Annotated in this window: 27 protein-coding genes; 13 read left to right on the top strand and 14 right to left on the bottom strand. The window is 59.3% G+C overall.

The features are described from left to right. The first annotated feature begins 2 nt into the window (after positions 1-2). The 11 genes from ccmA (at position 3) to F7P80_RS04135 (ending at position 9,944) form a co-directional block, all read left to right on the top strand. Positions 3-692: a heme ABC exporter ATP-binding protein CcmA gene (gene ccmA, locus F7P80_RS04185; RefSeq protein WP_114070938.1), complete on the top strand. Its 690-nt coding sequence runs from the start codon at positions 3-5 to the stop codon at positions 690-692. Then, positions 677-1,333 carry a heme exporter protein CcmB gene (gene ccmB, locus F7P80_RS04180; RefSeq protein WP_054066899.1) on the top strand — a complete coding sequence of 219 codons (657 nt, stop codon included), beginning with the start codon at positions 677-679 and terminating at the stop codon, positions 1,331-1,333. Before ccmA ends, ccmB begins: the two co-directional genes overlap by 16 nt. Positions 1,334-1,343: 10 nt before the next feature. Next, positions 1,344-2,102 carry a heme ABC transporter permease CcmC gene (gene ccmC, locus F7P80_RS04175; protein WP_211371990.1) on the top strand — a complete coding sequence of 253 codons (759 nt, stop codon included), beginning with the start codon at positions 1,344-1,346 and terminating at the stop codon, positions 2,100-2,102. A 127-nt stretch (positions 2,103-2,229) separates the two neighbouring features. Then, entirely contained in the window at positions 2,230-2,673 is a 444-nt protein-coding gene (gene ccmE, locus F7P80_RS04170) for a cytochrome c maturation protein CcmE (protein ID WP_054066900.1), read from the top strand. Next, positions 2,670-4,661: a heme lyase CcmF/NrfE family subunit gene (locus F7P80_RS04165; protein ID WP_151043020.1), complete on the top strand. Its 1,992-nt coding sequence runs from the start codon at positions 2,670-2,672 to the stop codon at positions 4,659-4,661. Before ccmE ends, F7P80_RS04165 begins: the two co-directional genes overlap by 4 nt. After that, positions 4,661-5,185, top strand: coding sequence for a DsbE family thiol:disulfide interchange protein (locus F7P80_RS04160; RefSeq protein WP_151043018.1), 525 nt, complete (start codon positions 4,661-4,663; stop codon positions 5,183-5,185). Before F7P80_RS04165 ends, F7P80_RS04160 begins: the two co-directional genes overlap by 1 nt. Then, on the top strand, positions 5,182-5,646 hold the full coding sequence (locus tag F7P80_RS04155) for a cytochrome c-type biogenesis protein (protein WP_151043016.1): 465 nt from the start codon (positions 5,182-5,184) through the stop codon (positions 5,644-5,646). Before F7P80_RS04160 ends, F7P80_RS04155 begins: the two co-directional genes overlap by 4 nt. Next, a complete protein-coding gene (gene ccmI, locus F7P80_RS04150; protein WP_151043014.1) occupies positions 5,639-6,520 on the top strand; it encodes a c-type cytochrome biogenesis protein CcmI in 882 nt (293 codons plus the stop codon). The genes F7P80_RS04155 and ccmI overlap by 8 nt, the downstream gene beginning before the upstream one ends. Before the next feature lie 506 nt (positions 6,521-7,026). Then, positions 7,027-7,500 (top strand): MarR family winged helix-turn-helix transcriptional regulator, encoded by a 474-nt coding sequence (locus tag F7P80_RS04145; protein ID WP_054066905.1) that lies wholly within the window; start codon positions 7,027-7,029, stop codon positions 7,498-7,500. 35 nt (positions 7,501-7,535) lie between these two features. Next, a complete protein-coding gene (locus F7P80_RS04140) occupies positions 7,536-8,741 on the top strand; it encodes an MFS transporter (RefSeq protein WP_249041371.1) in 1,206 nt (401 codons plus the stop codon). A 3-nt stretch (positions 8,742-8,744) separates the two neighbouring features. Then, positions 8,745-9,944 (top strand): multidrug effflux MFS transporter, encoded by a 1,200-nt coding sequence (locus tag F7P80_RS04135; RefSeq protein ID WP_054066906.1) that lies wholly within the window; start codon positions 8,745-8,747, stop codon positions 9,942-9,944. Positions 9,945-9,998: 54 nt separating this feature from the next. Here the strand turns inward: F7P80_RS04135 and F7P80_RS04130 are convergent, their stop codons facing one another. From F7P80_RS04130 to F7P80_RS04095, 8 genes are all read right to left on the bottom strand, one after another. Continuing rightward, a complete protein-coding gene (locus F7P80_RS04130; RefSeq protein WP_054066907.1) occupies positions 9,999-11,246 on the bottom strand; it encodes an MFS transporter in 1,248 nt (415 codons plus the stop codon). Positions 11,247-11,327: 81 nt separating this feature from the next. Further along, a complete protein-coding gene (locus F7P80_RS04125) occupies positions 11,328-11,738 on the bottom strand; it encodes a hypothetical protein (RefSeq protein WP_151043011.1) in 411 nt (136 codons plus the stop codon). Positions 11,739-11,890: 152 nt separating this feature from the next. Beyond that, positions 11,891-12,475 (bottom strand): biotin transporter BioY, encoded by a 585-nt coding sequence (locus F7P80_RS04120; protein WP_054066954.1) that lies wholly within the window; start codon positions 12,473-12,475, stop codon positions 11,891-11,893. A 272-nt stretch (positions 12,476-12,747) separates the two neighbouring features. Continuing rightward, a complete protein-coding gene (locus F7P80_RS04115; RefSeq protein ID WP_151043008.1) occupies positions 12,748-13,710 on the bottom strand; it encodes an alpha/beta hydrolase in 963 nt (320 codons plus the stop codon). 107 nt (positions 13,711-13,817) lie between these two features. Beyond that, entirely contained in the window at positions 13,818-15,755 is a 1,938-nt protein-coding gene (locus F7P80_RS04110; protein WP_249041384.1) for a methyl-accepting chemotaxis protein, read from the bottom strand. A 454-nt stretch (positions 15,756-16,209) separates the two neighbouring features. Beyond that, positions 16,210-17,151 (bottom strand): class I SAM-dependent methyltransferase, encoded by a 942-nt coding sequence (locus F7P80_RS04105; RefSeq protein ID WP_054066910.1) that lies wholly within the window; start codon positions 17,149-17,151, stop codon positions 16,210-16,212. A 71-nt stretch (positions 17,152-17,222) separates the two neighbouring features. After that, on the bottom strand, positions 17,223-17,906 hold the full coding sequence (locus F7P80_RS04100) for a phosphoribosyltransferase (RefSeq protein ID WP_151043002.1): 684 nt from the start codon (positions 17,904-17,906) through the stop codon (positions 17,223-17,225). 94 nt (positions 17,907-18,000) lie between these two features. Then, positions 18,001-19,074, bottom strand: a complete 1,074-nt coding sequence (locus F7P80_RS04095; protein ID WP_151042999.1) for a BMP family ABC transporter substrate-binding protein — start codon at positions 19,072-19,074, stop codon at positions 18,001-18,003. Between the two features lie 23 nt (positions 19,075-19,097). On the opposite strand from F7P80_RS04095, the gene F7P80_RS16890 reads away from it, so the two are divergent. Further along, a complete protein-coding gene (locus F7P80_RS16890; protein ID WP_130932679.1) occupies positions 19,098-19,349 on the top strand; it encodes a hypothetical protein in 252 nt (83 codons plus the stop codon). Here the strand turns inward: F7P80_RS16890 and F7P80_RS04085 are convergent. Both F7P80_RS04085 and F7P80_RS04080 read right to left on the bottom strand, forming a co-directional pair. Then, positions 19,346-19,999, bottom strand: coding sequence for a retropepsin-like aspartic protease family protein (locus tag F7P80_RS04085; protein ID WP_054066912.1), 654 nt, complete (start codon positions 19,997-19,999; stop codon positions 19,346-19,348). The two genes, F7P80_RS16890 and F7P80_RS04085, sit on opposite strands and share 4 nt — an antisense overlap. A gap of 105 nt (positions 20,000-20,104) precedes the next feature. Beyond that, a complete protein-coding gene (locus tag F7P80_RS04080; protein ID WP_054066913.1) occupies positions 20,105-20,590 on the bottom strand; it encodes a YajQ family cyclic di-GMP-binding protein in 486 nt (161 codons plus the stop codon). An 87-nt stretch (positions 20,591-20,677) separates the two neighbouring features. Between F7P80_RS04080 and murB the strand changes: the two genes are divergently transcribed. Continuing rightward, positions 20,678-21,757 carry a UDP-N-acetylmuramate dehydrogenase gene (gene murB / locus F7P80_RS04075; protein ID WP_151042996.1) on the top strand — a complete coding sequence of 360 codons (1,080 nt, stop codon included), beginning with the start codon at positions 20,678-20,680 and terminating at the stop codon, positions 21,755-21,757. A gap of 88 nt (positions 21,758-21,845) precedes the next feature. Here the strand turns inward: murB and F7P80_RS04070 are convergent, their stop codons facing one another. From F7P80_RS04070 to F7P80_RS04055, 4 genes are all read right to left on the bottom strand, one after another. After that, positions 21,846-22,073, bottom strand: a complete 228-nt coding sequence (locus F7P80_RS04070) for a hypothetical protein (RefSeq protein ID WP_054066915.1) — start codon at positions 22,071-22,073, stop codon at positions 21,846-21,848. A 172-nt stretch (positions 22,074-22,245) separates the two neighbouring features. Further along, the gene (locus tag F7P80_RS04065; protein ID WP_054066916.1) at positions 22,246-23,022 is read right to left on the bottom strand and encodes an ABC transporter ATP-binding protein; all 777 of its coding nucleotides are present in this window, start codon (positions 23,020-23,022) and stop codon (positions 22,246-22,248) included. Positions 23,023-23,028: 6 nt separating this feature from the next. Then, the gene (locus F7P80_RS04060) at positions 23,029-23,742 is read right to left on the bottom strand and encodes an ABC transporter permease (protein WP_151042993.1); all 714 of its coding nucleotides are present in this window, start codon (positions 23,740-23,742) and stop codon (positions 23,029-23,031) included. Further along, positions 23,739-24,425, bottom strand: a complete 687-nt coding sequence (locus tag F7P80_RS04055) for an ABC transporter permease (RefSeq protein ID WP_054066918.1) — start codon at positions 24,423-24,425, stop codon at positions 23,739-23,741. Before F7P80_RS04055 ends, F7P80_RS04060 begins: the two co-directional genes overlap by 4 nt. Positions 24,426-24,488: the final 63 nt, after the last annotated feature.

Genomic DNA, 24,488 nt, shown 5'->3' with positions numbered 1-24,488 from the left:
CTATGGTGATGGTGTCTCCTGCATCCCAAAGCCTGCATGTCGCCGGCTTTGGGTGTGTTCGCAATGGCCGTGTGCTGCTGCGTCATATCAACTTCGAGCTGGCCTCAGGCCAGCTTTTGCTGCTTCAGGGTGGGAATGGCACGGGTAAAAGCACCCTGTTGCGTAGCATGGCTGGCCTTATGCACTGGCGTGCTGGCACGCTGAGGTGGTGCGGGCAGGTCATGTCTGCACGCAACCCGCTCTTTCAGCAGCAACTGGCTTATCTGGGCCATCAGTGCGCCATGCATGATGCCTTGAGCGGCGCAGAAAATCTGCGCTATGCCCTGCAGCTGCAGGGCATAGCCTGGCAGGCAGAACGTGCTCATCAGGTGCTGCAGCAATTGCAGGTGCTGCATGTGGCGCAGCGCCCTTTGGGACGTCTGTCGCAGGGCCAGCGCCGCCGCATGGCACTGGCGCGTGTGCTGCTCAGTGATCGCCCTCTATGGTTGCTGGATGAACCTGATAACGCACTGGACGTTGATGGCAGCGCGCTGCTGGCGCAGATCCTGGCAGCGCATGCGCAGGCTGGTGGCATGGCCGTGGTGGTGAGTCACCGTGGCATTGCCACACCGGATGTGCCCTGCCAGATTCTGAATTTGAATCCCCCATCTTCTGCGCTGCAGCGAGAGGAGGGCGCATGCTCGGTGCTGTGATTGCCAGGGAAATGCGCCTTGCTGTGCGGCGACCTGCAGATGCATTGGGCAGTCTGGCTTTCTTCATCATGGTGGGCAGTCTGTTTCCGCTTGCGCTTGGACCGGACAGTGCCTTGCTGCGACAGATTGCACCGGGTGTGGTCTGGGTGGCAGCGCTGCTGGCAGTTCTGCTGGGGCAGCATCGTTTGTTTGAGACGGATTTTTCCGACGGAACCCTTGAGCAATGGGCGCTGGCTGCTACACCTTTGCCTGTGCTTGTTGGTCTGAAAGTGTGTGCTCAATGGCTGGTGAGTGCGGTGCCACTGCTGCTGGCAACGCCATTGCTTGGCTGGCAGTACGGGCTGGATGGTGATGTGATTGTGGTGCTGCTGCTGTCGCTGGCATTGGGTACGCCCAGCCTGTGTCTGCTGGCGGCGCTGGGTGCTGCACTGACGCTGGGCCTGCGAGGCCAGTTGCTGCTGACGCTGGTGGTTCTGCCTCTGTGCGTGCCGGTGTTGATTTTTGGCAGCCATGCTGTCACTCAGGCTGTCCACGGGCTGCCTGCTGCCCCTTCCCTGAATTTGCTGGGCGCCTGTCTGTGTCTGGCTGTGCTGGCCTTGCCGTGGGCTATTGCGGCTGCACTGCGCCTAGCTTTGGAGTGAGATGAGATCCATGCCGGTTCATTCTGATTCGACGCCTGCCCCCGCAGTGGTGCAGACAGGCTTTCGCTGGCGCCAGCTGGCATCGATCCCGGTATTTGATCACTGGGCTGGGCGGGTCTGGCCCTGGCTGGCCGGGCTTGCCATCGTGCTGGCAGCGACGGGGCTGTATGTCGGTTTTTTTGTCGCACCGACTGATCACCAGCAAGGTGAGGTCTACCGCATCATTTTTCTGCATGTGCCTGCGGCCTGGATGTCCATGTTCATCTATGTAGCAGCCGCCATACATGCAGGATTGGGGCTGATCTACCGCATGCGCATTTCGCCGCTGCTGGCGCGTGCCCTGGCACCGACGGGCGCCATGTTTACGGTGATTGCGCTGTGGACCGGCGCAGCCTGGGGCAAGCCAACATGGGGTGCGTGGTGGGTGTGGGATGCGCGACTGACGTCAGAGCTGATTCTGCTGTTCCTGTACCTGGGCTACATCGGTGTGTCATCGGCGATTGAAGACACGACACGGGCAGACAATGCTGGCGCCATCGTGCTGCTGGCCGGTGTGGTCAATGTGCCCATCATCTATTTTTCGGTGCAGTGGTGGAGCACCCTGCATCAGGGCGCGACCATTCGCCTGAACGCAGCGCCCAGCATGACCCATACCATGCTGTTGGGCATGCTGCTGATGGCGCTGGCCTGCTGGGCCTATACCCTGGCTGTGTGTCTGGTGCGCACACGTTGCCTGATTCGAGAACGCGCCGCACAGGAGCAACTGTGATGCACAACCATGCTTTTTATATGACCCTGGCCTATGGCCTGAGTGCTGTGCTGCTGCTGGCTGAAGTGGCGGTGCTCTGCTTGCGATGGCGCAAGGCATGTGCAGTGAACCAAGAGAGAGAGAGCCTATGAAACCCCGCCAGAAACGCATGCTGTGGGTGCTGGCTGGTGTGGCGCTGGTGGGGCTGGCTGTGACGCTGGTGCTGCGAGCACTAGATGCCAATGTGATGTTTTTCTATAGCCCCAGTCAGGTGCGGGCGGGCGAAGTGCCGGAAGGGGCTGCGTTTCGCATTGGCGGTCTGGTGGAAGAGGGCTCACTGCAGCGCTCTGCCGATGGCTTGCAGGTGCAGTTTGTGGTGACCGATCAGGCGCAGCGCGTGCCTGTGCGTTACCAGGGCTTGCTGCCCGATCTGTTCAAGGAAGGCAAAGGTGTGGTGGCTTCCGGGCGATTGCAGGGCGATGGTGTGTTTGCGGCTACCGAAGTGCTGGCCAAGCACGATGAAAACTACATGCCTCCTGAAGCAGCCAAGGCCCTGGAAGATGCTGCCCAGTCCATGAAAGCCCAGCCATGATTGCAGAGCTTGGTGTTTTTGCATTGGTGCTTGCCTTGCTGGTTGCGGCAGTACAGGCCATCTTTCCATTGCTGGGGGCTCAGCTGGGCATCGCTGCCTGGGTGAGACTGGCTCGGCCAGCTGCCGTGCTGCAGTGTGCGCTGTCACTGCTATCGACTGGCGTGCTGGTCTGGTGCTTCTGGGTGGGCGATTACTCTGTGCTTTACGTGGCGGGTAATTCGCACCAGGATCTGCCTGCCATCTACAAGCTCACTGCCTTCTGGGGCGGGCATGAAGGTTCCATGCTGCTGTGGCAGTTGCTGCTGGCCTGCTGGAGCGTAGCGGTGGCATGGCGCAGTCAGGCGCTGCCGGAAGCTTTTGTGGCACGTGTGCTGGCCGTGCTGGGCTGGATCAGTGTGGGACTGCTGGCTTTCTTGTTGTTTCTCTCAAACCCGTTTCTGCGTCTGGTGCCTGCAGCGCTGGAAGGGCGTGACCTGAATCCCTTGCTGCAGGACCCTGGCATGGTGTTTCACCCACCGCTGCTGTACATGGGTTATGTGGGCTTTGCCGTGCCATTCGCCTTTGCGCTGGCCGCACTGATCTCCGGGGAGCTCGGCGCTGCATGGGCGCGCTGGTCACGCTCCTGGACGCTCGCGGCCTGGGCCTTTCTGACGCTGGGTATTTTGCTGGGCAGCGCATGGGCCTATTACGTGCTGGGCTGGGGGGGCTGGTGGTTCTGGGATCCTGTGGAGAATGCTTCCTTCATGCCGTGGCTGGTTGGCACGGCCTTGCTGCACTCTCTGATTGTCACGGACCAGCGCGGGGCATTTCGCAGCTGGTCGGCTTTGCTGGCCATCTGCGCGTTTTCGCTGTCGCTGCTCGGGACCTTTCTTGTGCGCTCAGGGGTGCTGACATCGGTGCATGCATTTGCGGTTGATCCCGGGCGCGGCCTGTACATCCTGTGCTTTATCGTGGCCGTGGTGGGAACGTCGCTGTGGCTCTATGCCTGGCGTGCGCCTGAACTGGGCAAGGGGGGCGGACAGTTTGCACTGCTTTCGCGCGAGACACTGCTGCTCATCAACAACGTGCTGTTCACAGCCGGAGCGCTGGCTGTGCTGATTGGTACGCTGTATCCGCTTGCGCTGGATGTGCTGCGTGACGAAAAAATCTCTGTGGGGCCTCCATACTTTGAGGCCGTGTTTCTGCCACTGGTGCTGCCTGCTGTCGCCTTGATGGGCGTGGGTACGGTGGCTCGCTGGAAACAGGGCTCGGCACATGAGCTATGGCGGCGTCTGCGAGGTGCAGTAGCTTTGACAGTGCTGGCCACGTTGCTGATCTGGCTGATGCAGGGGAGCTGGGGCTGGCGGCTGTCCATTGCAAGCTTGCTGGGCATGGCGCTTGGTGCGTGGTGTGTGCTGAGCACACTGGTGCACGCGTGGCAGCGTCTGGTGCCAGCTGTACGACAGGGCGAAGGTCTGCAGCGGTTGCTGCGCCAGCCTTGGGGCTGGTGGGGCACGCTGGTGGCACACATGGGTGTAGGCGTATTTGTGATTGCTGTCAGCGCTGCCAATGGTCTGGAAGTCAAGCGTGAAACCAGTATCAGTCAAGGCCAGAGTATGGAGGCTGGGGGGTATCGCTTCCATTTTGAAAGTCTGTCTCCGGTGACTGGCCCCAATTACGATGCCCAGCGCGCGCATTTCCGTGTGAGCCATGGCGATGCGCAGTGGGACATGTATCCCGAGAAACGTGCCTACCGCGTACAGAGCATGGGGCTGAGTCAGGCAGCCATCGACAGCACCTGGGGCCGGGATGTGTTTATCGCGCTCGGAGAGCCGCTGGACGAAGCCGGACTCAACTGGACGCTGCGCATACAGATCAAGCCGTTGATGGAATGGATCTGGCTTGGCACATTCATGATGGCGCTGGGGGCAGCATTGAGCCTGCTGGACAAGCGTTTTCGCACCAGCCGGTCACGTGTGCGTATCAAAACAGAAAGCAAGGTGGCGTGATGCGGTTTGTGATTCCTCTGGGAATTTTTCTGGCACTTGCGGTGATGCTGGGCATGGGGCTGCAGCGTGATCCGCGGGCGTTGGAGTCCGCTCTGCTGGACCAGCCTGTGCCGGTATTTGAGTTGCCGCAACTGCAAGCACAGGCAGGCAGAGACACATTCAGCCCACAGGCACTGCAAGGGCAGGTCTGGCTGCTCAATGTCTGGGCTTCCTGGTGTGCTCCTTGCCGTCAGGAAATGCCAGTGCTGGCTCAGATGTCTAAGCAGGACCAGGTTCCTGTCTACGGCTTGAACTACAAGGATGACGTGACCAAGGCGCTTGCGTTGTTGCGTGTGGCAGGTAATCCCTATGTGGCTTCTGGTGTGGATGCGACAGGCCGGGTGGGCATGGACTTCGGCATCCAGGCTGTGCCTGAGACCTTTGTGATTGATGCACAGGGCCGCGTGCGCTACCGCCATCTGGGGCCTGTCACCCCCGAGGTGTGGCGTGACAGCCTGATGCCTGTAGTGAGGGCTGTGCAATGAAAGTCAGCGCATGGATGTTGAGTGCTGCCTTGCTGTGCCACAGCGCTTGGGCGGCAGACACAGATCTGCAAGCGCGAGAAGCAGCGCTTGCAGCGCAATTGCGCTGCGTGGTCTGCCAGAACCAGACCGTAGCTGAGTCGCAGGCACCGATTGCCAAGGACATGCGCCGTGAAATTGCGCATCAGCTGGAGCAAGGGCACAGCGATGCCGAGATCGTGGCATTTTTCGAGCAGCGCTATGGCACCTTCGTGCGCTATACACCGCCCTGGAAACCTTCAACCTGGCTGCTGTGGTGCCTGCCTTTTCTTGTGGTGTTGGTGGGCATTGGCATGCTGGTACGCGCGCTGCGTAAGCGCTCTGCCGTGACGCGTGAAGGGCTGACGCCGGAAGAATGTGCACGGGCACAGGCATGGCTGACGCAATCTGACGAGAGCAAAGACAGGAAAGGCCTCCATGGGTAGCTTGTATGTATTGTGGTTTGGGGCTTTGGCTCTGCTGCTGGTGAGTCTGGCGGTGCTGCTGCCCACTCTGCTCAAGGATGAGGCTGCTGCGCCTGTACGCAATAGTGAGGATGCGCTGCGCAGTTTGTACCGCGCTCAGCTGCAGGAGCTGGTTCGTGAGCGAGAGGCCGGCAATCTGAGTGATTCCGACTTTGCACAGGCCGAGGAGGAACTGCAACGTCGCCTGCTTGCAGAGCTGGATCAGCGTGCCCAGCCACGTTGGGGAGCGCACAAGCCCTGGTTGCCGCGCGTAAGTGCACTGGTGCTGGCAGTAGCCGTGCCTGTGTGTGCCTTTGTGCTCTATGTGCAGGTGGGAGATCCGCAGGCTGCTGCACGCCTGGCTCAGGTGGATGAGCTGGGACATGGCGCAGGGCAGGTGAATGTCGATGCCATGGTGCAGGGGCTGGCGCAGCGCTTGCAGCATGAACCGGATGATCTGCCTGGCTGGGTGATGCTGGCACGTTCCTATGAAATCATGGAGCGCTATGAAGATGCGGTGCAGGCCTATCAGCAAGCCTTACAGGCTAGTGTGGTACAGGCTGTAGCTCCCCGGGAGCAGGCCAGGTTGTGGGCAGACATGGCTGATGCTATTGGTTCTGCCAATAACGGCAGTCTGGCGGCAGCCATGGAAGCCATTGATCAGGCGTTGAAGCTCGATCCACAGCAGCCCAAGGCGCTGGCGCTGGCAGGTGCTGCTGCCGTACAGATCGAAGAATATGCACAGGCACGTGAACACTGGCAGGCATTGCTGGCGCTGCTGGAGCCTGGCTCTGACGTGGCTTTGCGTGTGCAGGATGATTTGATGCAGCTGGATTTACTGCTCAACCCAAAGTGATTTATTTCATTTTCTGATAACTCCTCCGTAAAAAATGAATTTACGGAGGAGTTATATTTTGTGGATATTAAATCCACAATAAGAAAACCCGCCTCTCCGTGAAGAGAGGCGGAAAAACGTTTACAAGCATCAGGTCAGGGTAACCCTCCTGACAGGGCGTGATTCTATGTGAAATAGCAGCGATTTTTCAGCCTGAAATTTTGCATCGTGAAATTTTCTGGATTCAGTATTTTCTGAAAAATATTGATACGCAGTTTTTTTGCATGCTATTTCAAAATGTAGGCATGTATTTTGTATGGGCTGTGCTTTGAGCTGAATCTTTGCAGATTCATGGCTGTTTGTAGGTGGCCGCCAGTTGTTATTAATTTTTTCAACTCTTATACAAGAGCTAACATTTTGTAATAACTTGAGGTGGGTACAACACAGGGTGTGAGCAACCCTGCACGCATGTCGGCTGTCAGCAGCTTGGCAGGTCAGCAAGCTGCAGTGCATGGAAAATACTTGGCATGCAAACTAATTCTGTGAACTCCCATCCCGGCGCGCCTGAAATTGCTCAGGCGCGCAGTCGTTTTGGGCAGCTGATTGGCAGTGTGTACCGCCAGTGGCGCAAAAAAGTGGATGAGAGTTTCAGGGACCAGGGGTTGACGGATGCATCGCGCATGCCACTGCTGGTGCTGTTTACGCAGGGTGAGGCCATGCTGCAAAAAGACTTGGCACAGGCGCTGTCGCTCGATAGCTCTTCGCTGGTACGGGTGCTGTCGCAGCTGCGTGAGGCCGAGCTGGTGCAGTGGGCATGTGACCCCGCTGACCGGCGCACCAAGCGCATTGCCTTGACGGCGCAGGGCACAGAGATTGCCGGGCAGATTCTGCGCAAGAGCCAGGAAATTGAGCGGGGCTTGCTCGAGGGGCTCAGCGCCGAGGAACTGGAAGTCACAAGGCGCACGCTGCACAAGATTGCACAGCGCTTTGACAGCCTCTGAGCCTGCAAAAAATTCATTAGAACAACGGATAACACATGAAATTCAAACCATCACCCTTTGCCTGGGTGAGCTTCGCCATGATTGTGGGCGTCATGGGCACAGCCCTGATCAGCCCGCTGTATGCACTCTACAAAGAGGCGTGGCAGCTGCAGGCCAGTGATATTTCCATGATCTATACCGTCTACATGGGCGGCGCTCTGTGCAGTCTGCTATTTCTGGGGCGCCTGCCTGACCGTGTGGGCTTCAAGACAGTGATGCAGGCAGGCCTGGTGCTGACGCTGATTGGCACCCTGATCAGCATGCTGGCCTGGAACATGAGCAGCCTCATTGTGGGGCGCTTTATTGTTGGTGTGGCATCGAGCATGATGACGACCAGTGCCACCATGGGCATGACAGCGCTTTCACGCCCCGGCCATGTGCAGCGTGTGGCCATGATGATTGGCTTTTTGATGGCCTTTGGCTTTGGTCTGGGGCCGCTGGTGGGCGGTGTGATGGGGCAGTGGGCGCCCTGGCCACTGGTGACCACCTATATCCCGACATTGATTCTGGGTGCGCTGGGGCTGGTGGTTCTGCTGCGACTGAATCTGCCCCCTGCCGCACAAAAACAGCACAAGGACGCGCTGCGCATCCATGATGTGCTGCCCAAGCTGACCTGGCCGGAGCGCAGCGCATCGTCGGCGTTTGTCCTGGTCTGCGCACTGCCATTTCTGGCCTTTGGTGTGTTTGGTCTGTATGCGGCCATGTCTCCCTTGTTTCTGGACAAGCTGGTGCCATGGCATGGGCCAGTGGTCAGCGGCACGGCGATTGCTGTCATCCTGTTTGCATCGGCCACGGTACAAGTGCTGGCAGGCCGCATGCCTACCCAGTGGTGCGGTTTTGGTGGTTTTGTCGGTTTGGCGCTGAGCAATGCGCTGCTGATATTCAATCTGTGGGCCAGTTCGGCCGTGCTGTTTGTGCTGGGCGTGGCCTGCACAGCCGTTGGTCACGGTATGAGCATGCTCTCAGGCATGAGCATGGTCAACCGTATTGCTCGCCCTGACAATCGTTCGGGCTTGCTGTCTACCTATCTGGTGGTGGGCTATGTGGGCTGCATGCTGCCCATGATGGCCATGGGCTGGATTGCAGACCACTTTGGCATGAATGTGGCAGTGTGTGCTTTCTGTGGGCTGGTCATTGTGCTGGGGCTGGTATGCGGGGTGCTGTTTCTGCGCCACCCACGCATGCGCGTGCAGGAGGCATAAGCCATGCAGGCCAAGGAGTTGGCAGGCGCTTCTGTGCAGGCGCCGCTGTGGGTGCTGGTGCTGGTCACGCTCAGTGGCACCATGGCCATGCACATCTTTGTGCCAGCTCTGCCCGTTGCGGGTGAAGCGCTGGGCGCAGAGCCTTCTGGCATGCAGCAGACCATCACGCTGTATGTGATTGGTCTGGCTCTGGGACAGCTGATCTACGGCCCTGTCTCGGACACCTGGGGGCGCCGTCCGGCATTGCTGGTGGGCTTGAGCCTGTATTTCAGTGCCAGTGTGCTCGCCCTGTTTGCACCCAGTCTGCAATGGCTGGTGGCTGCACGCCTGCTGCAGGCGCTGGGCGGTGCGGCAGGCATTACGCTGGGGCGCGCCATCGTGCGTGACATAGCGCCACCAGACCGTGTAACCAGAGATCTGGCGCTGCTGAACCTGCTGACACTGGTGGGGCCGGGGCTCTCTCCCATTGTGGGCGCCTATCTGGCCGATCATTTTGGCTGGCGGGCCATCTATGTGTTTCTGGTCTGCATAGGCAGCGCCATGCTGTTCTGTGCCTGGAAGCTCCTGCCAGAGACGAACCTCAACCGCCGCCCGCTGGCCATCACGCGCATTGCACTGGACTACGGCAGCCTGCTGGCCAATCCGCGCTTTGCGGCCTTCATGCTCGGCGGCGCATGTTCGAGCACGGCGCTTTATCCCTATCTGGCGACTGCGCCGTACATCGTGCATGAGCAGCTGGGGTTGCCGATTCGCTATGTGGGCTGGTTTGCCGCCAGTACCATTGTGGGGGCAGGCCTGGGTACCTTTCTCACGCGCAAGCTCGCAGGGCGCTGGCCTGCAGAGCGTTTTCTCTACATTGGCTCAGGCCTGGGCCTTGGGCTGGCCACGCTGTTTCTGTGCATCCAGGCGCTGGGCTGGCTGAGTGCGCCGCTGCTGCTGGCCCTCATGGTGGTCATGACATTTGGGGCTGGTATGGCAAGCCCTGCAGCGCTGTCACGTGCGCTGGGAGCTACAACACCAGCATTGGCAGGTACGGCAGCGGGGCTGTACGGTTTTGCGCAGATGGCGATGGGCGCCGTAGGCACCATGCTGGTGGGCTTTGGCGAGGTGCCAGCGCTGGCCTGTGCGGTCACGCAGATATGTATCACTGGGCTGGCGCTCAGCAGCTACCGCTTTGCGGCAGCGTGTCCGGTGAAGTCATAAATATAAAAATATAGCTGCTAGCGCTTGCTGCATGGGCGCTAGAGCCTGTTTTTGCTATGAATTTGATGAGCGATTGGGCAGGCGCAGCACCACGGCAGATGCCGCAAACAGCAGCGCAGCAGCAGCACCAAAGGCCAGCCAGTGGGTGTGGTAGGCCTCATAGCCCCAGCCGCCCAGCCAGGAGCTGATCATGGCCCCGACCTGATGGCCCAGGTAAGACCAGCCATAGAGCACACCCACTTTGCGCACGCCGTAGACGTCGCCCAGGATGGCGGAAGACAGCGCAATGCTGCCGGCCCAGACTACGCCGCCAATGGCCGCTACCCCATACAGCTGCCAGGCGGTACCTACGATCAGCAGGCCAACAAAGCCCAGCCCACGCACACCGTAGATGGCGCTCAGCAGCTTGCGGCGCTCCATGCGGTCTGCAATACGGCCCAGCACCATGGTGCTGGGTATGGCGACCAGGCCAATCAAGCCGATGCCAAAGGCGCTGGTGCTGGCATCAAAGCCATGGTCCTGCAGCATGGGCATGCAGTGCGTGCCCATCAGGTTCATGCTAAAGCCACAGGCAAACAGGCCGAACGTCACTTTCCAGAACGTGACAGTGCCCATGGCTTGCCGGATGCTGAGCTGGTCCATCGGTGCAACGCGGGGTGCAGCAGGGGCACCATGGTGGTCGGGCAGTGGTGCATCCGCATGGTCTGGTGCCTGATCGCGGATGATGAACAAGGCCGCAGGCACGGTGATCAAGGTGAACACGGCGGCAAAGCCGAGCAGGGTTTGCTGCCAGTTCCAGTGCTGCAGGGCCCAGCCCAGTGCAGGTGTCATGACGGCAATGCCCGCCATAGAGCCGGTGGAGAGGAAAAACAATGCCATGCCACGGCGGCGGTTGAACCAGCAGCTGATGACACCTGTCAGGGCCACAGGGCTGGTAAAGGCGGCCCCCACCGACATGAAGACGCCAAAGCTCCAGAAAATGCCCGCCGCGCTGCGGGTGTTCACGGCCCAGAGGGTGGACAGCACCAGAATGGCCGTGCCCAGCAGCAAGGTGATGCGTGTGCTGGCGCGGCTGGACAGCCAGCCTGCCAGTGGCATGGCCAGGCCATAGCAGAGCATGCCTGCTGCCACGATGCTGGCCAGCAGGCTGCGGCTAAAACCCAGGTCATGGGCCATGGGCAGAAACAATGGGCCTATGCCCAAACGCATGCCGACGGTCAGCAGCGTCAGTACGGTGGCGGCGGCAACAATGTTCCAGCCAAAGTACCAGCGCGGCAAAGCCTGGTGCGGGGTGTGGTGCATGAATCGAACTCCCTGTCAGCAGACTGTGGCTGCTTTTGGGGCGCGATGTTAGTGCATGGCGTGCATGAATCCTGTCGCCAGCTATACCTCTTGGCGACTTTTGAGCCAGGGTTGCAGCCAGCGCTCGACCATGGCTGCGTCCAGCGCAGGGGAAAAACGCTCTGCCGCCCACGTGCTGGGGCGCAGCCACGCGGCTCTGATGATGGGGGTGGCGTGGACGACGCTGGACAGCAGAGCCTGCCCTTCCTGCTGTAGCCACAGCTGTGCTGCGCACAGGATGCGGTTGAGCGGCAGCAGTCGGCGTGGCGAGCTGGCAGCCTGGGCCTGCCACTGGGACAGGGTTTGCGCTGCATGCACGCGTACTTCACGCGACAGGCGCATTGCTACCGTGCGTGCACGTTGCTGGGATTCACGGTCAAACGCCGAGGCCCAGGCAGGTTGGCTCAGGGCCAGGATGCAGGTGGCTGTGAGTACGGAGAGGGTATGGCGCATGGCTCAGGACAAAAGAGGCTGATGCAGCAAAGCTTTTGTGGGCAGTGCAGGCAAGCAGAAAGCTTACGCCTGGACCCAAGATGTAACAAGTATTTTTACAACTTATTTCAGCCTCTAGGCCTTGTAGATTCAGCGCTAGGTGCTATTAACTTTTATAAAGATCTTCCACCAAAACGCCAGTCTGGCATGGCGCGGGCAATGCTGTGCACGACCAGGGCGGTGAGTGCGCACTTGATCAGATCACCCGGGATAAAGATCAGGTTGCCCCAGAAAGCCTGGGCCAGCGACAGCTTGGCAAAAAACATCAGACCGATGATGCCGCAGGCGTACAGCACCAGAATGCCGCCCACGGCCGAAGCCACGAAGGCACTGCCTGCAGCACGCAGCGGCGTGGACTTGGGCAGCATTCCCATGAGCAGGCCGGTGACAAAGGCTGCTGCAGCCCATCCCATGAAATAGCCGGAAGTAGGGGCAACAAAGGCGCCCAGTCCCCCTCGGCCGCCCGACAGCAGAGGCAGACCGGCAGCCACGGCCACCATGAACAGCAGCATGGCCTGCAAGCCCCGCCAGGGCCCCAGCAGGCAACCTGCCAGCATGACGCCCAGGGTCTGGATGGTGATGGGTACGCCCAGCGGCAGGTCAATCTTGGGGATGAGCCCCATTACGGCGAGCAGGGCCGCAAACAGGGCAGCCATGGCAATGGATTCGGAATGTTTGCGTGTTAGAGCTTGGTTCATGGTGTGCATTCACGGTTAAGTAGCGTCTCGGACGCTTTGGTTTTTTCATTCTATGCACGCCAAAAGTAGAAAAACGACAAGCAAATTGCTTTGAACTGCATTTAATTGCTTCTGATTTTCTGCCTCTAAATGCTGTCATCCGGCTTGAAAAATGAGGCAGGAACAGCTGGTGAATATGAAAAAAGCCTGCAGGTTACGGAAACTTGTCTCAAACCATGCGTAACGTGCAGGCATATGCATGCATATTCAGGTAACTGCTGCAGAAGGTGTGCTCAGCTGCTGGTTTTTGCGCAGCGGCTCAGCAGCTGACACGCGGCTTCCACATGCTGACGCGCCGCATGGCTGGCGGTGAGCATGCGTGCAAAGCCATGCACCATGCCTTCTGCGCGCTGCAGCAGCACCTGTGGCCCGTGCGGCAGTGCCTGCATCTGGTAGGCAAAGTCCTCGGCTTCGTCGCGCAGGATGTCGTGGCTGGCGGTCATGATGACCATGGGTGGCAGCAGCGGCAGTGCCTCGGCGCACAGGCTGGGGGTACGCAAGGGCTCAGCTTCGCCACCTAGCGCCTGCCAGTACTGGTGCATGGCCGTGTCCGTCAGGCCATAGCCCTGTGCAAAGCTGCGCATGCTGGCGTTGTCCTGCCCGGGCAGCAGGCAGGGGTAGAACAGCAGCAGGGCCTGAATCTGTGCTTGCTGGGGGCAAGGCATCTGCACGGCGCTGACGGCGGTGGCCAGGGCCAGATGGCCACCTGCACTATCACCACCGAGCAGCACCGTTTCGCGCGCAAACGGCAGCACGCCACGCATCTGATGCAGCCATTGCAGCACGGCCTGGGCATCATCCACAGCTGCGGGGAAAGGGTTCTCTGGCGTGCGGCGATAGTGCACGCTCAGCACCGTATGACCGGTGTAGTGGGCCAGGTGTTCGCACAGGTCGTCGTGGGTGTCCAGGCTGCCCACCATCCAGCCCCCGCCATGCAGCCACACCAGGGTCTGACCGCTGTCATGCTGGGTGGGTGCGTAGCTGCGTACGGCAATCTCTTGGCCTGCTGCTGTGATGTAGTGGTTCTGAACGGCAATGTGGGGGAGGGCCCGGGTGCGCAGCAGGCGTGCCTGCAGTTCGCTCATCAGGCGGCGGCGCTGCACATAGTTCAGCCCGGGTGTCACGATCTCAGCATCGAGCTGGGCAAAGCGTTGTAGACAGTGAGAGAGCATGGGATCAATAGGTGGAATATTCATAATTAATAGCTGCTTGCGCAGGCGTGATGGTCCTTGGAGGCCAATTTTGATCGCAATAAAAAAGGAGTACCCATGGCACTCCTTGCAGGTGGTGGTGCGGCAGCCCATCAGGGTAGCAGTCGGGGCTCCTGGGGTGCAGCGCTGCCAGCCCGCAGCTGTGAGCTATGCATGCCCTGATTGCGCAACTTGAAGATGGCTACGGCCTGCAGCAGTTCATTGGCCTGGACGGACAGGCTTTGTGCGGCGGCAGAGACTTCTTCGACCAGCGCCGCATTCTTTTGGGTGGCCTGGTCCATGCTGGTGATGGCTTCTGCGACCTGGCCCACGCCATTGCTTTGCTCGGTGCTGGCGTGGCTGATTTCGCTGATCACGCGAGAGACCTTGTTGATCTCCTCAATCGCCTGCTGCATGGAGTTGCCTGCTTCTGTGGCGCGTGCGTTGCCCGAATGCACTTCGTCCAGGCTGTTCTGGATCAGGGTCTTGATCTCCTTGGCAGCTTCGGCGCTGCGACCGGCCAGTGCGCGCACTTCGCTGGCCACCACGGCAAAGCCGCGGCCATGTTCACCGGCGCGGGCAGCTTCTACCGCGGCATTCAAAGCCAGGATGTTGGTCTGGAAGGCAATGCCGTCAATCACGCCAATGATGTCGGCAATGCGCTGGCTGCTCTGATTGATGCCAGACATGGTCTCCACCAGTGCCGTCACCGTCTGACCACTGCTGTTGACCACTTGCTGGGCCTGGCGTGCCAGCGTGTCTGCCGTCGTGGCATTGTCTGCATTGTGGCGGACGGTGGAGCCCAACTCTTCCATGGCCGCAGCCGTTTCTTCCAGTGCACTGGCTGAGCTTTCCGTGCGGTTGGCCAGGTCGGCATTGCCGCGTGCAATTTCTTCGCTGGCCAGCGTGACGCCATTGGCCTTTTGCTGCACGGTGCGGATCAGACCATCGAGCGAATCGGCCGTGCGGTTGATGGCTTGCAGCAATTTGCCAATCTCGTCCTCGCTGTGCACGGGCGCGCGCTGTGTCAGGTCGCCCTTGGCCAGCGCTTCGGTGACTTCCAGACCCTTGTACAGCGGCATGACCACAGTGCGGCGCAGCACCCAGTAAATGGCACCTGTCAGCGTGAGAATACTCAGCAGGCCGAGCACGATGAAGATCAGCTGCAGCTGTTTGCCTGCTGCCAGAATTTCAGATTCATTCACGCTGGTGGCAATGCTCCAGTCCCACGGGGCAAAGCGCCTGAAGGTGGTCATCATGGTGCGGACGGACTGGTCCTTGTTCAGCACGTCATAAATATGCGTGCCACGATCGTGGCCCAGCATGTGCTGGATGTACTTGTGCCCCTGTGCGTCCTGGCGCTCCCACAGGTTGTCGCCTTCCACGCGGGGGTGAACCAGAATGGTGCCGCGCTGTGGGCCGCTGGTCTGCATGACAAAGTAGTAGCCGTCCTTGCCCACTTTGAGTTCACGCAGGGTTTTCTTGATGCTTTCCAGGAAGGCACTGAAGTCCATGCCAATGAAGACCGCACCAATGACCTGCTTGTTGGCATCGTGCAGCGGGCTGTAGTGCGCCATGAACTCCTTGCCGAACAGCTTGATCAGACCCAGGTATTCCTTGCCTTGGAGGAGGAGCTGGTGTGCTTCCAGTTCTTCAGGAATGGTGGCGCCTACGGCGCGGTTGCCATCTTCGAGCTCGACGGTACTGGCAATGCTTTTGAATTTGCCGTTGTCCAGCACAAACACCGTGCTGGCAGCGGTCGTCAAGGTCTGGAAACGATCCAAAAGGGCGTTGTCGCCATTGGCGGAGGCACCATTGAGCAGCAGCACCTTGCGGTCGCCCACGTCCAGCGTCTGGGCGCTGCGTGCGTGTTCACTCTGGAAAACCTTGGTGATTCTCTGGGTGCGTTCCCGCAAGTCCTGATCGCTGCTGGCGAGGAACCCATAGACCATGTCCATGCTCTGCTGCATGTCCATTTCGGCGCGCTGCTGGATGGTGCTGGTTACGCGCATATTGATGACGAACATCAGCACCATCATGATGACAGCCACCGTCAGCAAGGTTGCCAGCGAAAGCTTGACACCTAGATTCCATTTGGTTTTTCTTAGTTTTTCGAACATTTCACGTCGAACTGGGTTTCAGTGCGGCGCAGCGTAGATATTTACATTTATTAACACAAGTAAAACTTATTGAATCGCTCTGATTTCAGGAGTATTGAATGTATGTGCCCACTGGCTTTAAATTCCAAGCTCTGTGGAAGAATTCAAAGTGAAGCATCGTGCGCAGATGGGCCTCGCCTGTTCAACGGCGATGCTTGGTCAGTACTTTCAAGCGCTATGTACCCAACGCACAGAGCGAAGCACGGCCTTGGGCAGACAGGCAAAGTGCAGGCTAGGCTTGTGCGGGCTATGCGATCAAAATTTTATAGCTATCAGCGCTTGCTGCATAAGCGCTACAGGCCATTTTTGTTAATGGCCTGTCTGAGAAGGCAGAAAAAGATCTTGCTCAGGGCTGGGTGTCAGGTGTGCGATAGACCAGTACCTTGAGGCTGCGTTCTTCATCCACATCGGCAAACACCGCAGGGTTGGCGACGCGCTCGACAAACTCCAGCTCGGGGGCGATGTCTGCCATCTGGTCTTTGAGAAAGGCAGTGTTCAGCTCCGGCGCATTGAGGCACAGCAGCACATGGCCACCGGGGCGTAGCAGTGCGGGCAGGCGGCGCATGAGCTTGGCGTAGTCCTTGGTCGCGACAAAGCTGCCTTTCTGGTAGCTGGGCGGATCAATGATGATCAGGTGGTAGGGGCCGCTGCGTGTGATCTTGCCCCAGCTGCTGAAGATGTCGTGCGCCAGAAAGCTGGCGCCTGTCAGCCCATTGAGCTGGTGGTTCTGCTGACCGGTGGCCAGTGCTCCTTGGGCCATGTCCATGTTCAATACCTGCCTAGCACCTGCATCCAGTGCCACCACCGAGAACGCACAGGTGTAGGCAAACAGGTTGAGCACCTTGAGGCCATAGCGGTGTTCAGGGTGTGTTGCTACATGTTCACGCACCCAGCGCCGGCCTTCGGCCATGTCCAGAAAAATGCCGTGGTTCTGCCCGCGCAGCACATGGGCGCGGTATTGCAGCCCGGCTTCGGTGACGGTGTGCGGTTCCGGCACGCAGCCTGCCATCAGCCGTGTTTCCGCTTTGGCACCGGGCTGGCGCATCTGGTAGACCCAGTTCAGTGGCTGATTACCACCAATGTGTGCCCAGCGTGCCTGCAGTGCTTCGCCCACTGCAGCCAGTGCAGCTTCTTCCAGCGGCTGAAAGCTGGTCAGCACCAGCACGGGAGGGAAGGCATCGAGCACCAGATGCTCGCAGCCTGGGTAGCGGCCTCCGCGTCCGTGGAAGATGCGGCTGGCATCCGTGGGCATTTCAAACTGGGCAATGGCGTCGAGCAGTGCTTGCATGGGGATCACGAGAGACTGGAAAGGCCGTGAGTATGCGCTACTGCACGGCCAGATGATGGGGGTGTGGTGGCTTAGAGCGTGTCGGCCATAGGCTTCCAGCTCTGGCCATCCGCTTCAAACATGGGGATATGGCCTACCGTCTTGACGCGTTGCTCCCAGCCGGCTTCCAGTTCGTTGACCACGGCACGCCAGGCATGGCCTTCGCTGAGCACGTTCACCATGCCCACCACATTGGCGCCCGCACGCTGCAGCAGGCGGATGGCAGAGACGGCGCTCACACCGGTGTTGATCACATCATCGACCAGCACCACGCGCTTGCCCTTGATGCGCTCGACAAGCGCGGGGTCCAGATAGACCTGTTTGCCCTTGGTGCTGGTGGAGGAGGTGGTGGATTCGCTGAGCGCCTCGTCATACCAGAACTTGCGCGAGTGACCCAGCGCTACATAGTGGGGGTGGCCCAGGCCGCGTGCGACCAGACGGCCGTAGTCCAGGCCCATGGTGGGCACAGCTGCGATCACATCTGGGGCAAATTCCTGGGCTGCCTGTGCCATCAGGGGAGCGAGGGCATCCTCAACAGCGAAGTCGCACTGGTTGGTCATCAGCAGGGCAATGGCCTTGTCGCCCGTGGGCAGTACGCGCAGGGGCAGTTCCAGGTGGCTGCCATCGCTCAGGCGTACGGCGTAGCGGTCAGCAGGTGTTTCAAACGCTTGTCCAGCGGGGTAGTGGCGTGCCTCGTAGGTGGCAAGAGTCGTCATGGCGAATGTCTCCAAAAGCAAAGTCCAGCATGTAAAAAGCCTGAAAGGCAGGTGAGTTCCTTTCAGGCTTGCGGATGCAAGGGGATGGCCGGGATTAACCCAGTGTGCCGATCACGCCCTTGACCAGGAAGTTCATCTTCAGCTTGTCAGCATCAGGCATGTCGCCAGCCTGTGTCTGCTGCTTGCCCGACTGGTCCAGCAGCGGGCCATTGAATACGGGGCGCTTGCCAGAGATGATGTCCTGGCGGCGCTGCTCTACCGCAGCACGCACGTGCTCGGGCAGGTTCTTGCTGAAGCGGTCGTAGTGGATGGCGCCGTCCTTCAGACCCAGCCATACATTGCCGGGCTTCCAGGTGCCTGCCATCTTGTCGGCCACGACCTTGTTGTAGTGCACGCTCCAGTCCAGGCGGGCTGCAGCCATCTGCGCATCGCCACCCCACTGTGCCATGTCGGTATCCCAGCCAAAGCCCACCTTGCCTGCTTCCTTGGCCACTTGCAAAGGAGCGGGGGAGTCGGTGTTCTGCATCAGCACGTCCACGCCCTGGTTCAGCAGGGTCTTGGCTGCTTCTGCTTCCTTGGGGGGATCGTAGAATGTGTTGACCCACAGGATGCGTGTTTCAATCTTGGGGTTCACTTCCTGAGCGCACAGCGTGAAAGCATTGATGTTGCGCACGATTTCAGGAATTGGCACAGGAGCGACCACGCCGATGGTGTTGGTCTTGGACAGGTGACCTGCGATGGTGCCGTTCAGGCACGCACCTTCATAGGTGCGGATGTCATAAATGCCCATGTTCTTGGCCATCTTGTAGCCGGTGGCGTGTTCAAAGGCCACATCGGGGAAGTCACGCGCAGCGCGCTCCATGCCGTTCATGAAGCCGAAGGCACCACCAAAGATCACCTTGGCACCCTGGGCGGCCAGGTCACGGGTCACACGTTCGGCATCGTTTTCCGCCACGTTTTCCACGAAGATGGTTTCCACCTTGTCGCCAAACTTCTTCTGCACTTCCTGGCGAGCCAGTTCGTGGGCGTGGGACCAGCCAGCGCCGTCTGCGGGGCCGATGTAGAAAAAGCCAACCTTCATGGGGTCTGCAGCGTGGGCAGCAACGAAGGTGGCCGCACAGCCCAGAGCAATGGCGGTGCGGCGAAGAAGTGTGCTAGTGGGGCGCATAAGAGTTCGCGGAAAAGTAAGACGTGAACAAACCCGCCACGCTCGCAAGAGCCATGCCGGGTGCAAGCAAACTTTGCTTACGCAATATTTTCCGCAATCTGCGTGCTGATATTCGGGTAAACCCTGAATTTTTTATGTGCGCAGCAATCGCCATTGGCGTGTGTGTTTACTTCGCAAAAGCGCTAGACAGGTGCCATTGGATGTGTGGCAGCGCTTTTATGGTGGCGGACTGCATGCGTGAATGCGCCAGCCCCCATCAGGCGATCAGTGCTTAGCGCCGCTCCAGCACCATTTCATTGCCCTGGCGTGTCATGTGCAGCTGCGAGAGAAAGCTGTTGCCCAGCAAGATATGTGGCATGGGCTGTGGGCTGACAACGGCGTGTATGCCGTGCAGTGTGATGTCTCCTACACGCACGGAATCGAGCTTGATGCGCCAGCCCTGTGCATTGCCATTGGCAGTTCGTAAGGTGACACGCTCGCCCTGGCTGTAGTCAAGACGCAGACGCTGTGCATCGGTGATGCCAATGCCAATCACGCTGGCACCTGTGTCCACCATGTAGTGCATGGCTTTGTTATTGATAAAGCCATTGCCGCGAAAGTGGCCGTGGTTATCAGCGCGCAGCACCACTTTGCGCTGACCGGCCGGTGCGAGTTGCCCGATGCTGATGGGCGATGCCCCCATGCGGACGGTCTGGCGCTGGCCCTGGTATTCAATCGTGGCTTGCTCGCCATGCACTGCGATCAGGCGTACGCCCTGATGACTCTGGTCAGGCCCCAGCGCCTTGGGGGCACCGCCGTTGATGACCAGCAGCGCCTTGCTGCCCATGACTCCTGTCATGGCCACAGACTGTGCATGCACGGCAGCTGTGCCGAAAAAGGCTGTGAACCAGAGCACCAGCGTGCTGCGCAGAATGGGGAAAGTCATGGCGAAAAAAAGTAGACGGGGTGAGCAAAGCACCCAGTCTACCTATGCAGCACTGTGCACGACAAGGCTGGCCATACCGGCGCAGCCAGTGTCATGCAGCGATGGTCAGTCTCGGAAGTTGTTGAATGACAGGGGGTGATCAGGCAGTTCCTTGCGGATCAGGGCCATGGCTGCCTGCAGGTCATCGCGCTTGGCACCTGTGACGCGCACGGCATCACCCTGGATGGCGGCCTGCACCTTCATCTTGCTGTCCTTGATGAGCTTCTGGATTTTCTTGGCCAGGTCAGACTCAATGCCGTTCTTGATCTTCACTGCCTGCTTGAGCTTGTCACCGCCAATCTTCTGGGGTGTCTGCACATCCATGAAGCGAACGTCCACGCTGCGCTTGGTCAGCTTGTTGCGCAGAATGTCTTCCACCTGCTGCAGCTGGAATTCGGCATCGCCGAACATGGTGATTTCCTTGTCCTTGAGTTCGATGGCGGCCGATGTGCCCTTGAAGTCAAAGCGGGTGCCAATTTCCTTGGCAGCGTTCTCAACGGCGTTTTTTACTTCTACGAAATCGGCTTCAAGTACGGTGTCAAAAGATGGCATAGAAAGTCTTTCTCAAAAGAATGGTCGAGTAGGGCAGTTGCATGCGGCTGCAGACATGCTGGCAGGCGCAGTGCGACAATTGACCGGATGTTAGTCGAGAAAAATACCCCCCTGCAGGACTGCAACACCTTTGGCATTGTGGCCAGCGCAGACACGCTGGTGCGCATTCGCAGCAGTGCAGATGTGCAGGCGTTCATGGCCAGCACACACTATCAGGGCCGCAAGGTCTTTGTGCTGGGCGGTGGCAGCAATATTGTGCTCAAGGGCGATGTGGTCGATGCCGTCGTCCTGAAGATGGAAATCCCCGGCATGGCGCTGGTGGGTGAGACAGATCGCAGCTGGATTGTGCAGGCGGGTGCCGGTGTGCGCTGGCACGACCTGGTGCAGTGGACGGTAGAGCAGGGCTACGGTGGTCTGGAAAATCTGGCACTGGTTCCGGGGACGGTGGGAGCAGCTCCGGTGCAGAACATTGGTGCCTATGGCGTAGAACTGCAGGACCGCTTTCATGAGCTGGATGCAGTGGATCTGGTCAGCGGTGACAGCTTCACACTCAATGCTGCGCAATGCGCATTTGGTTATCGGGACTCTGTCTTCAAGCATTCCCCTGCAGCGCCAGCTGGCACGCCGGTGGCTAGGGCTCAGGGCATGGGGCTGGCAGGCCGCGCCGTGATTACCCATGTGCGCTTTGCGCTCCCTAAGTTGTGGAAACCTGAGCTGGGCTATCTGGACCTGCAGCGCAAGCAGCAGGAAGAAGGCGTGGCCCACCCCACGGCCCAGCAGATTTTTGACTGGGTCTGTGCCATCCGCCGTGCCAAGCTGCCAGACCCTGCCGTCATTGGCAACGCGGGCAGCTTCTTCAAGAACCCCACGGTGACAGAAGACCAGTGCCGCGACATCATCGCGCGCGAACCCAAGATCGTGCACTACCCCATGCCTGATGGCTCCATCAAGCTGGCTGCGGGCTGGATGATTGATGCCTGTGGCTGGAAGGGCAAGACGGTGGGCAATGCGGGCGTGTATGAAAAACAGGCGCTGGTGCTGGTCAACCGTGGGACTGGCAGCCACAGCGTGACGGGGGGGGAGGTCATGACTTTGGCGCGCGCTATTCAGACCAGTGTCTATGAGCGCTTTGGCATCCAGCTCGAGCCTGAACCTGTGTTCGTGTGAAGCCCTCAAAAAAGCAAAAGCGCTGTGAGAACAGCGCTTTGTTTTTGTGGGCCTGAGAGCCCGGGTTGAGAAATGCTGGCGGGGTGTTTCAGGCCAGCGCCTTTTGCTTCATCCATTCATGCGCTTGTTGCTTGGCATAGGCGATAGCGCGGTCTGCCGACTGAAACAAGGGCGTGAAGGTGAAAAAGCGCAACGTACGGCCAACGCCGTTACCGCTGTCAACGGTCAGATGCGCCTGATAGTGACCATTGGCTTCGGGCAATGCCTTGGGCTCGAAGGTGAAACGGTCGATGGTGAGGGTGTGTGTGTTTGTCATATTTATCTCCCTTCTTCTTCAGTAGTGAAAAGCACAACCAGTTGGTCATGCAAAGCACATGCTACTTTTCGATTGTGACAAAACGGAAAATGTTCCCGTTTTTTGATGTGCCAGATCAAGAAAATTTGTGAGCAAATGTTGGTTGTCTCCGGGTAGACCCTGAAATTTGCGCTCACTTGAGGTTGCCGGACAGGAATTTAGCCAGGCGTTCGCTCTTGGGATGCAGCAGCACTTCGCGCGGATTCCCTTGCTCTTCGATCACGCCTTGGTGCAAAAAGACCACGTGGTTAGAGACTTCGCGTGCAAAGCCCATTTCGTGGGTGACAACCACCATGGTGCGCCCTTCCTGCGCCAGCAGCTGCATCACGCGCAGCACCTCGCCCACCAGCTCGGGGTCCAGGGCGGAGGTGGGCTCATCAAACAGCATCACCTCTGGCTCAACGGCCAGTGCGCGTGCAATGGCCACGCGCTGCTGCTGGCCACCACTCATATGGTTGGGCCAGGCGTCTTCCTTGTTTTCCAGTCCCACAAGACGCAGGTATTTGCGGGCGCGTTCAATGGCTTCATCTTTGGGGACGCCCAGCACATGCACGGGCGCTTCAATGATGTTTTGCAGCACGGTCTTGTGTGCCCAGAGGTTGAAGTGCTGAAACACCATGGCCAGCTTGGTGCGCATGAGCTGCAGCTGCTTGGGGTTGACGGCTTCCAGCTCACCATTGCGCCCGGGCTTGAGCTGCAACTCTTCACCGGCCACCACGATGCGGCCTTGCTGGGGTTTTTCCAGCAAGTTGATGCAGCGCAGCAGCGTGGATTTGCCGGAGCCGGAGCTGCCAATCAGGCTGATCACGTCTCCGGCTCTGGCGGTCAGCGATACGCCTTTGAGCACCTGGTTGCTGCCATAGCGCTTGTGAATGTCTTCGGCTTGGAGTTTGTATGCAGTAGAGGTCATGAAGGCTTAGTACGTACGGGGTGCCAGATAGGCCATGTAGCGTTTTTCGAGCAGACGGAAGCACCCAATCAGCGCAAAGGTCACGCACAGATAAATGACGGCAGCGGTCAGATAGGCCTCGAACGGCAGGTAATAGTCTGAGTAGATGCGGCTGGCCACGGCAGTGACATCGGTCAGCGATGGCACGACGCTGGCCAGACTGGTGGAGTGCAGCATCATCACTGCCTCGTTGCAGTAGGGCGGCAGTGTGCGGCGCAGCGCGCTGGGCAGCACAATGCGCCAGCGGATCTGCCAGCTGCTCATGCCCATGGCGCGGGCGGCTTCGACCTCGCCGGGATTGGTCTCGCGGATGGCGCCTGCCAGCATCTCAGCCGTATAGCCTGCGGTGTTGAGCGCAAAGGCCAGCAGGGCGCAGAAGAACGGCTCCTTGAAGTGCGTCCAGGGCCAGACCTCGTCCCAGCGGGCCTGAATCCACTCCAGCTGCCCCAGTCCGTAGTAGATCAGGTAGACCTGAATCAGCAGTGGCGTGCCGCGCACAAAGTAGGTAAAGGCACCGATGACTTTTTCCAGCACGGTATAGCCGCTGGTCAATGCGAGTGCACACAGCAAGGCCAGGATGCCACCTGTGGCCAGGCTGGACAGCAGCAGCGACAGGGTGACGATCAGGCCTCGGCCGTACATGGCCAGTGTGTCGGCCTGGAAGATGATGTCCCAGCTCATAACTGCACCTTCTCTGTGCCCAGGCTGTAGCGTGCATTCAGGCGCTTGAGCAGCCACAGTGAGATGCTGGTGAACACCAGATACAGGCCTGCCGCAAACAGCAAAAAGATAAAGGGCTCACGTGTGGCAGCGCTGGCCTGCTTGGCCAGATAAGTCATGTCGTGCAGACCAATCAGGCTCACCAGCGCCGTGGCCTTGATCAGCACCAGCCAGTTGTTGGTAAAGCCGGGCAGGGCGTAGCGCACCATCTGCGGCAGGGTAATACGCAGAAAAGTCTGCGTAGCCCCCATGCCAAAGGCCCAGGCCGCTTCCATCTGACCGCGGGGGATAGCCATGATGGCGCCGCGAAAGGTCTCGGTCATGTAGGCGCCATAGATAAAGCCCAGCGTGGCAACACCCGCAATAAAGGGGTTGAGGTCCAGCACAAAGTCCGAGCCTATGGACTCAAAAAAGTTGTTGATACCAATGGCTGCGCCATAAAAGATCAGCAGCATCAGCACCAGTTCGGGAATGCCGCGTATCACCGTGGTGTAGAGCGTGGCCAGCCACACCAGTGGTTTTTTGCCAGAGAGCTTGGCGGTAGCGCCCAGCAGCCCCAGCACGGTGGAGACCAGCAAGGACGCCACTGACACTGCCACGGTCAGCAGCGCTCCCTGGAGAATGAGGAGGAAATAGTCGCTCATGCGCGATGTGTGTCCAAAAAACACTGCCCACTGTCAGAAGGGCCGACAGTGGGCAGTACAGCG

This window comes from Comamonas kerstersii (assembly GCF_008801935.1).
GTDB lineage: Bacteria > Pseudomonadota > Gammaproteobacteria > Burkholderiales > Burkholderiaceae_C > Comamonas > Comamonas kerstersii.
The sequence above is the reverse complement of the archived record's forward strand: the minus strand, read 5'-3'. Positions and strand labels throughout refer to the sequence as shown.

Coding starts and splice junctions, on each gene's coding strand:
- F7P80_RS04095 (WP_151042999.1), bottom strand. CDS start 19,074: ATGCGCCCCACTAGCACACTTCTTCGCCGCACCGCCATTGCTCTGGGC.
- F7P80_RS04125 (WP_151043011.1), bottom strand. CDS start 11,738: ATGCGCCATACCCTCTCCGTACTCACAGCCACCTGCATCCTGGCCCTG.
- F7P80_RS04160 (WP_151043018.1), top strand. CDS start 4,661: ATGCGGTTTGTGATTCCTCTGGGAATTTTTCTGGCACTTGCGGTGATG.
- ccmI (WP_151043014.1), top strand. CDS start 5,639: ATGGGTAGCTTGTATGTATTGTGGTTTGGGGCTTTGGCTCTGCTGCTG.
- F7P80_RS04100 (WP_151043002.1), bottom strand. CDS start 17,906: ATGACGACTCTTGCCACCTACGAGGCACGCCACTACCCCGCTGGACAA.
- F7P80_RS04065 (WP_054066916.1), bottom strand. CDS start 23,022: ATGACCTCTACTGCATACAAACTCCAAGCCGAAGACATTCACAAGCGC.
- ccmA (WP_114070938.1), top strand. CDS start 3: ATGGTGATGGTGTCTCCTGCATCCCAAAGCCTGCATGTCGCCGGCTTT.
- F7P80_RS04140 (WP_249041371.1), top strand. CDS start 7,536: ATGAAATTCAAACCATCACCCTTTGCCTGGGTGAGCTTCGCCATGATT.
- ccmC (WP_211371990.1), top strand. CDS start 1,344: ATGCCGGTTCATTCTGATTCGACGCCTGCCCCCGCAGTGGTGCAGACA.
- F7P80_RS04155 (WP_151043016.1), top strand. CDS start 5,182: ATGAAAGTCAGCGCATGGATGTTGAGTGCTGCCTTGCTGTGCCACAGC.
- F7P80_RS04120 (WP_054066954.1), bottom strand. CDS start 12,475: ATGAACCAAGCTCTAACACGCAAACATTCCGAATCCATTGCCATGGCT.
- ccmB (WP_054066899.1), top strand. CDS start 677: ATGCTCGGTGCTGTGATTGCCAGGGAAATGCGCCTTGCTGTGCGGCGA.
- murB (WP_151042996.1), top strand. CDS start 20,678: ATGTTAGTCGAGAAAAATACCCCCCTGCAGGACTGCAACACCTTTGGC.
- F7P80_RS04060 (WP_151042993.1), bottom strand. CDS start 23,742: ATGAGCTGGGACATCATCTTCCAGGCCGACACACTGGCCATGTACGGC.
- F7P80_RS04080 (WP_054066913.1), bottom strand. CDS start 20,590: ATGCCATCTTTTGACACCGTACTTGAAGCCGATTTCGTAGAAGTAAAA.
- F7P80_RS04105 (WP_054066910.1), bottom strand. CDS start 17,151: ATGCAAGCACTGCTCGACGCCATTGCCCAGTTTGAAATGCCCACGGAT.
- F7P80_RS04130 (WP_054066907.1), bottom strand. CDS start 11,246: ATGCACCACACCCCGCACCAGGCTTTGCCGCGCTGGTACTTTGGCTGG.
- F7P80_RS04165 (WP_151043020.1), top strand. CDS start 2,670: ATGATTGCAGAGCTTGGTGTTTTTGCATTGGTGCTTGCCTTGCTGGTT.
- F7P80_RS04055 (WP_054066918.1), bottom strand. CDS start 24,425: ATGAGCGACTATTTCCTCCTCATTCTCCAGGGAGCGCTGCTGACCGTG.
- F7P80_RS04135 (WP_054066906.1), top strand. CDS start 8,745: ATGCAGGCCAAGGAGTTGGCAGGCGCTTCTGTGCAGGCGCCGCTGTGG.
- F7P80_RS04085 (WP_054066912.1), bottom strand. CDS start 19,999: ATGACTTTCCCCATTCTGCGCAGCACGCTGGTGCTCTGGTTCACAGCC.
- F7P80_RS04115 (WP_151043008.1), bottom strand. CDS start 13,710: ATGAATATTCCACCTATTGATCCCATGCTCTCTCACTGTCTACAACGC.
- F7P80_RS04145 (WP_054066905.1), top strand. CDS start 7,027: ATGCAAACTAATTCTGTGAACTCCCATCCCGGCGCGCCTGAAATTGCT.
- ccmE (WP_054066900.1), top strand. CDS start 2,230: ATGAAACCCCGCCAGAAACGCATGCTGTGGGTGCTGGCTGGTGTGGCG.
- F7P80_RS04070 (WP_054066915.1), bottom strand. CDS start 22,073: ATGACAAACACACACACCCTCACCATCGACCGTTTCACCTTCGAGCCC.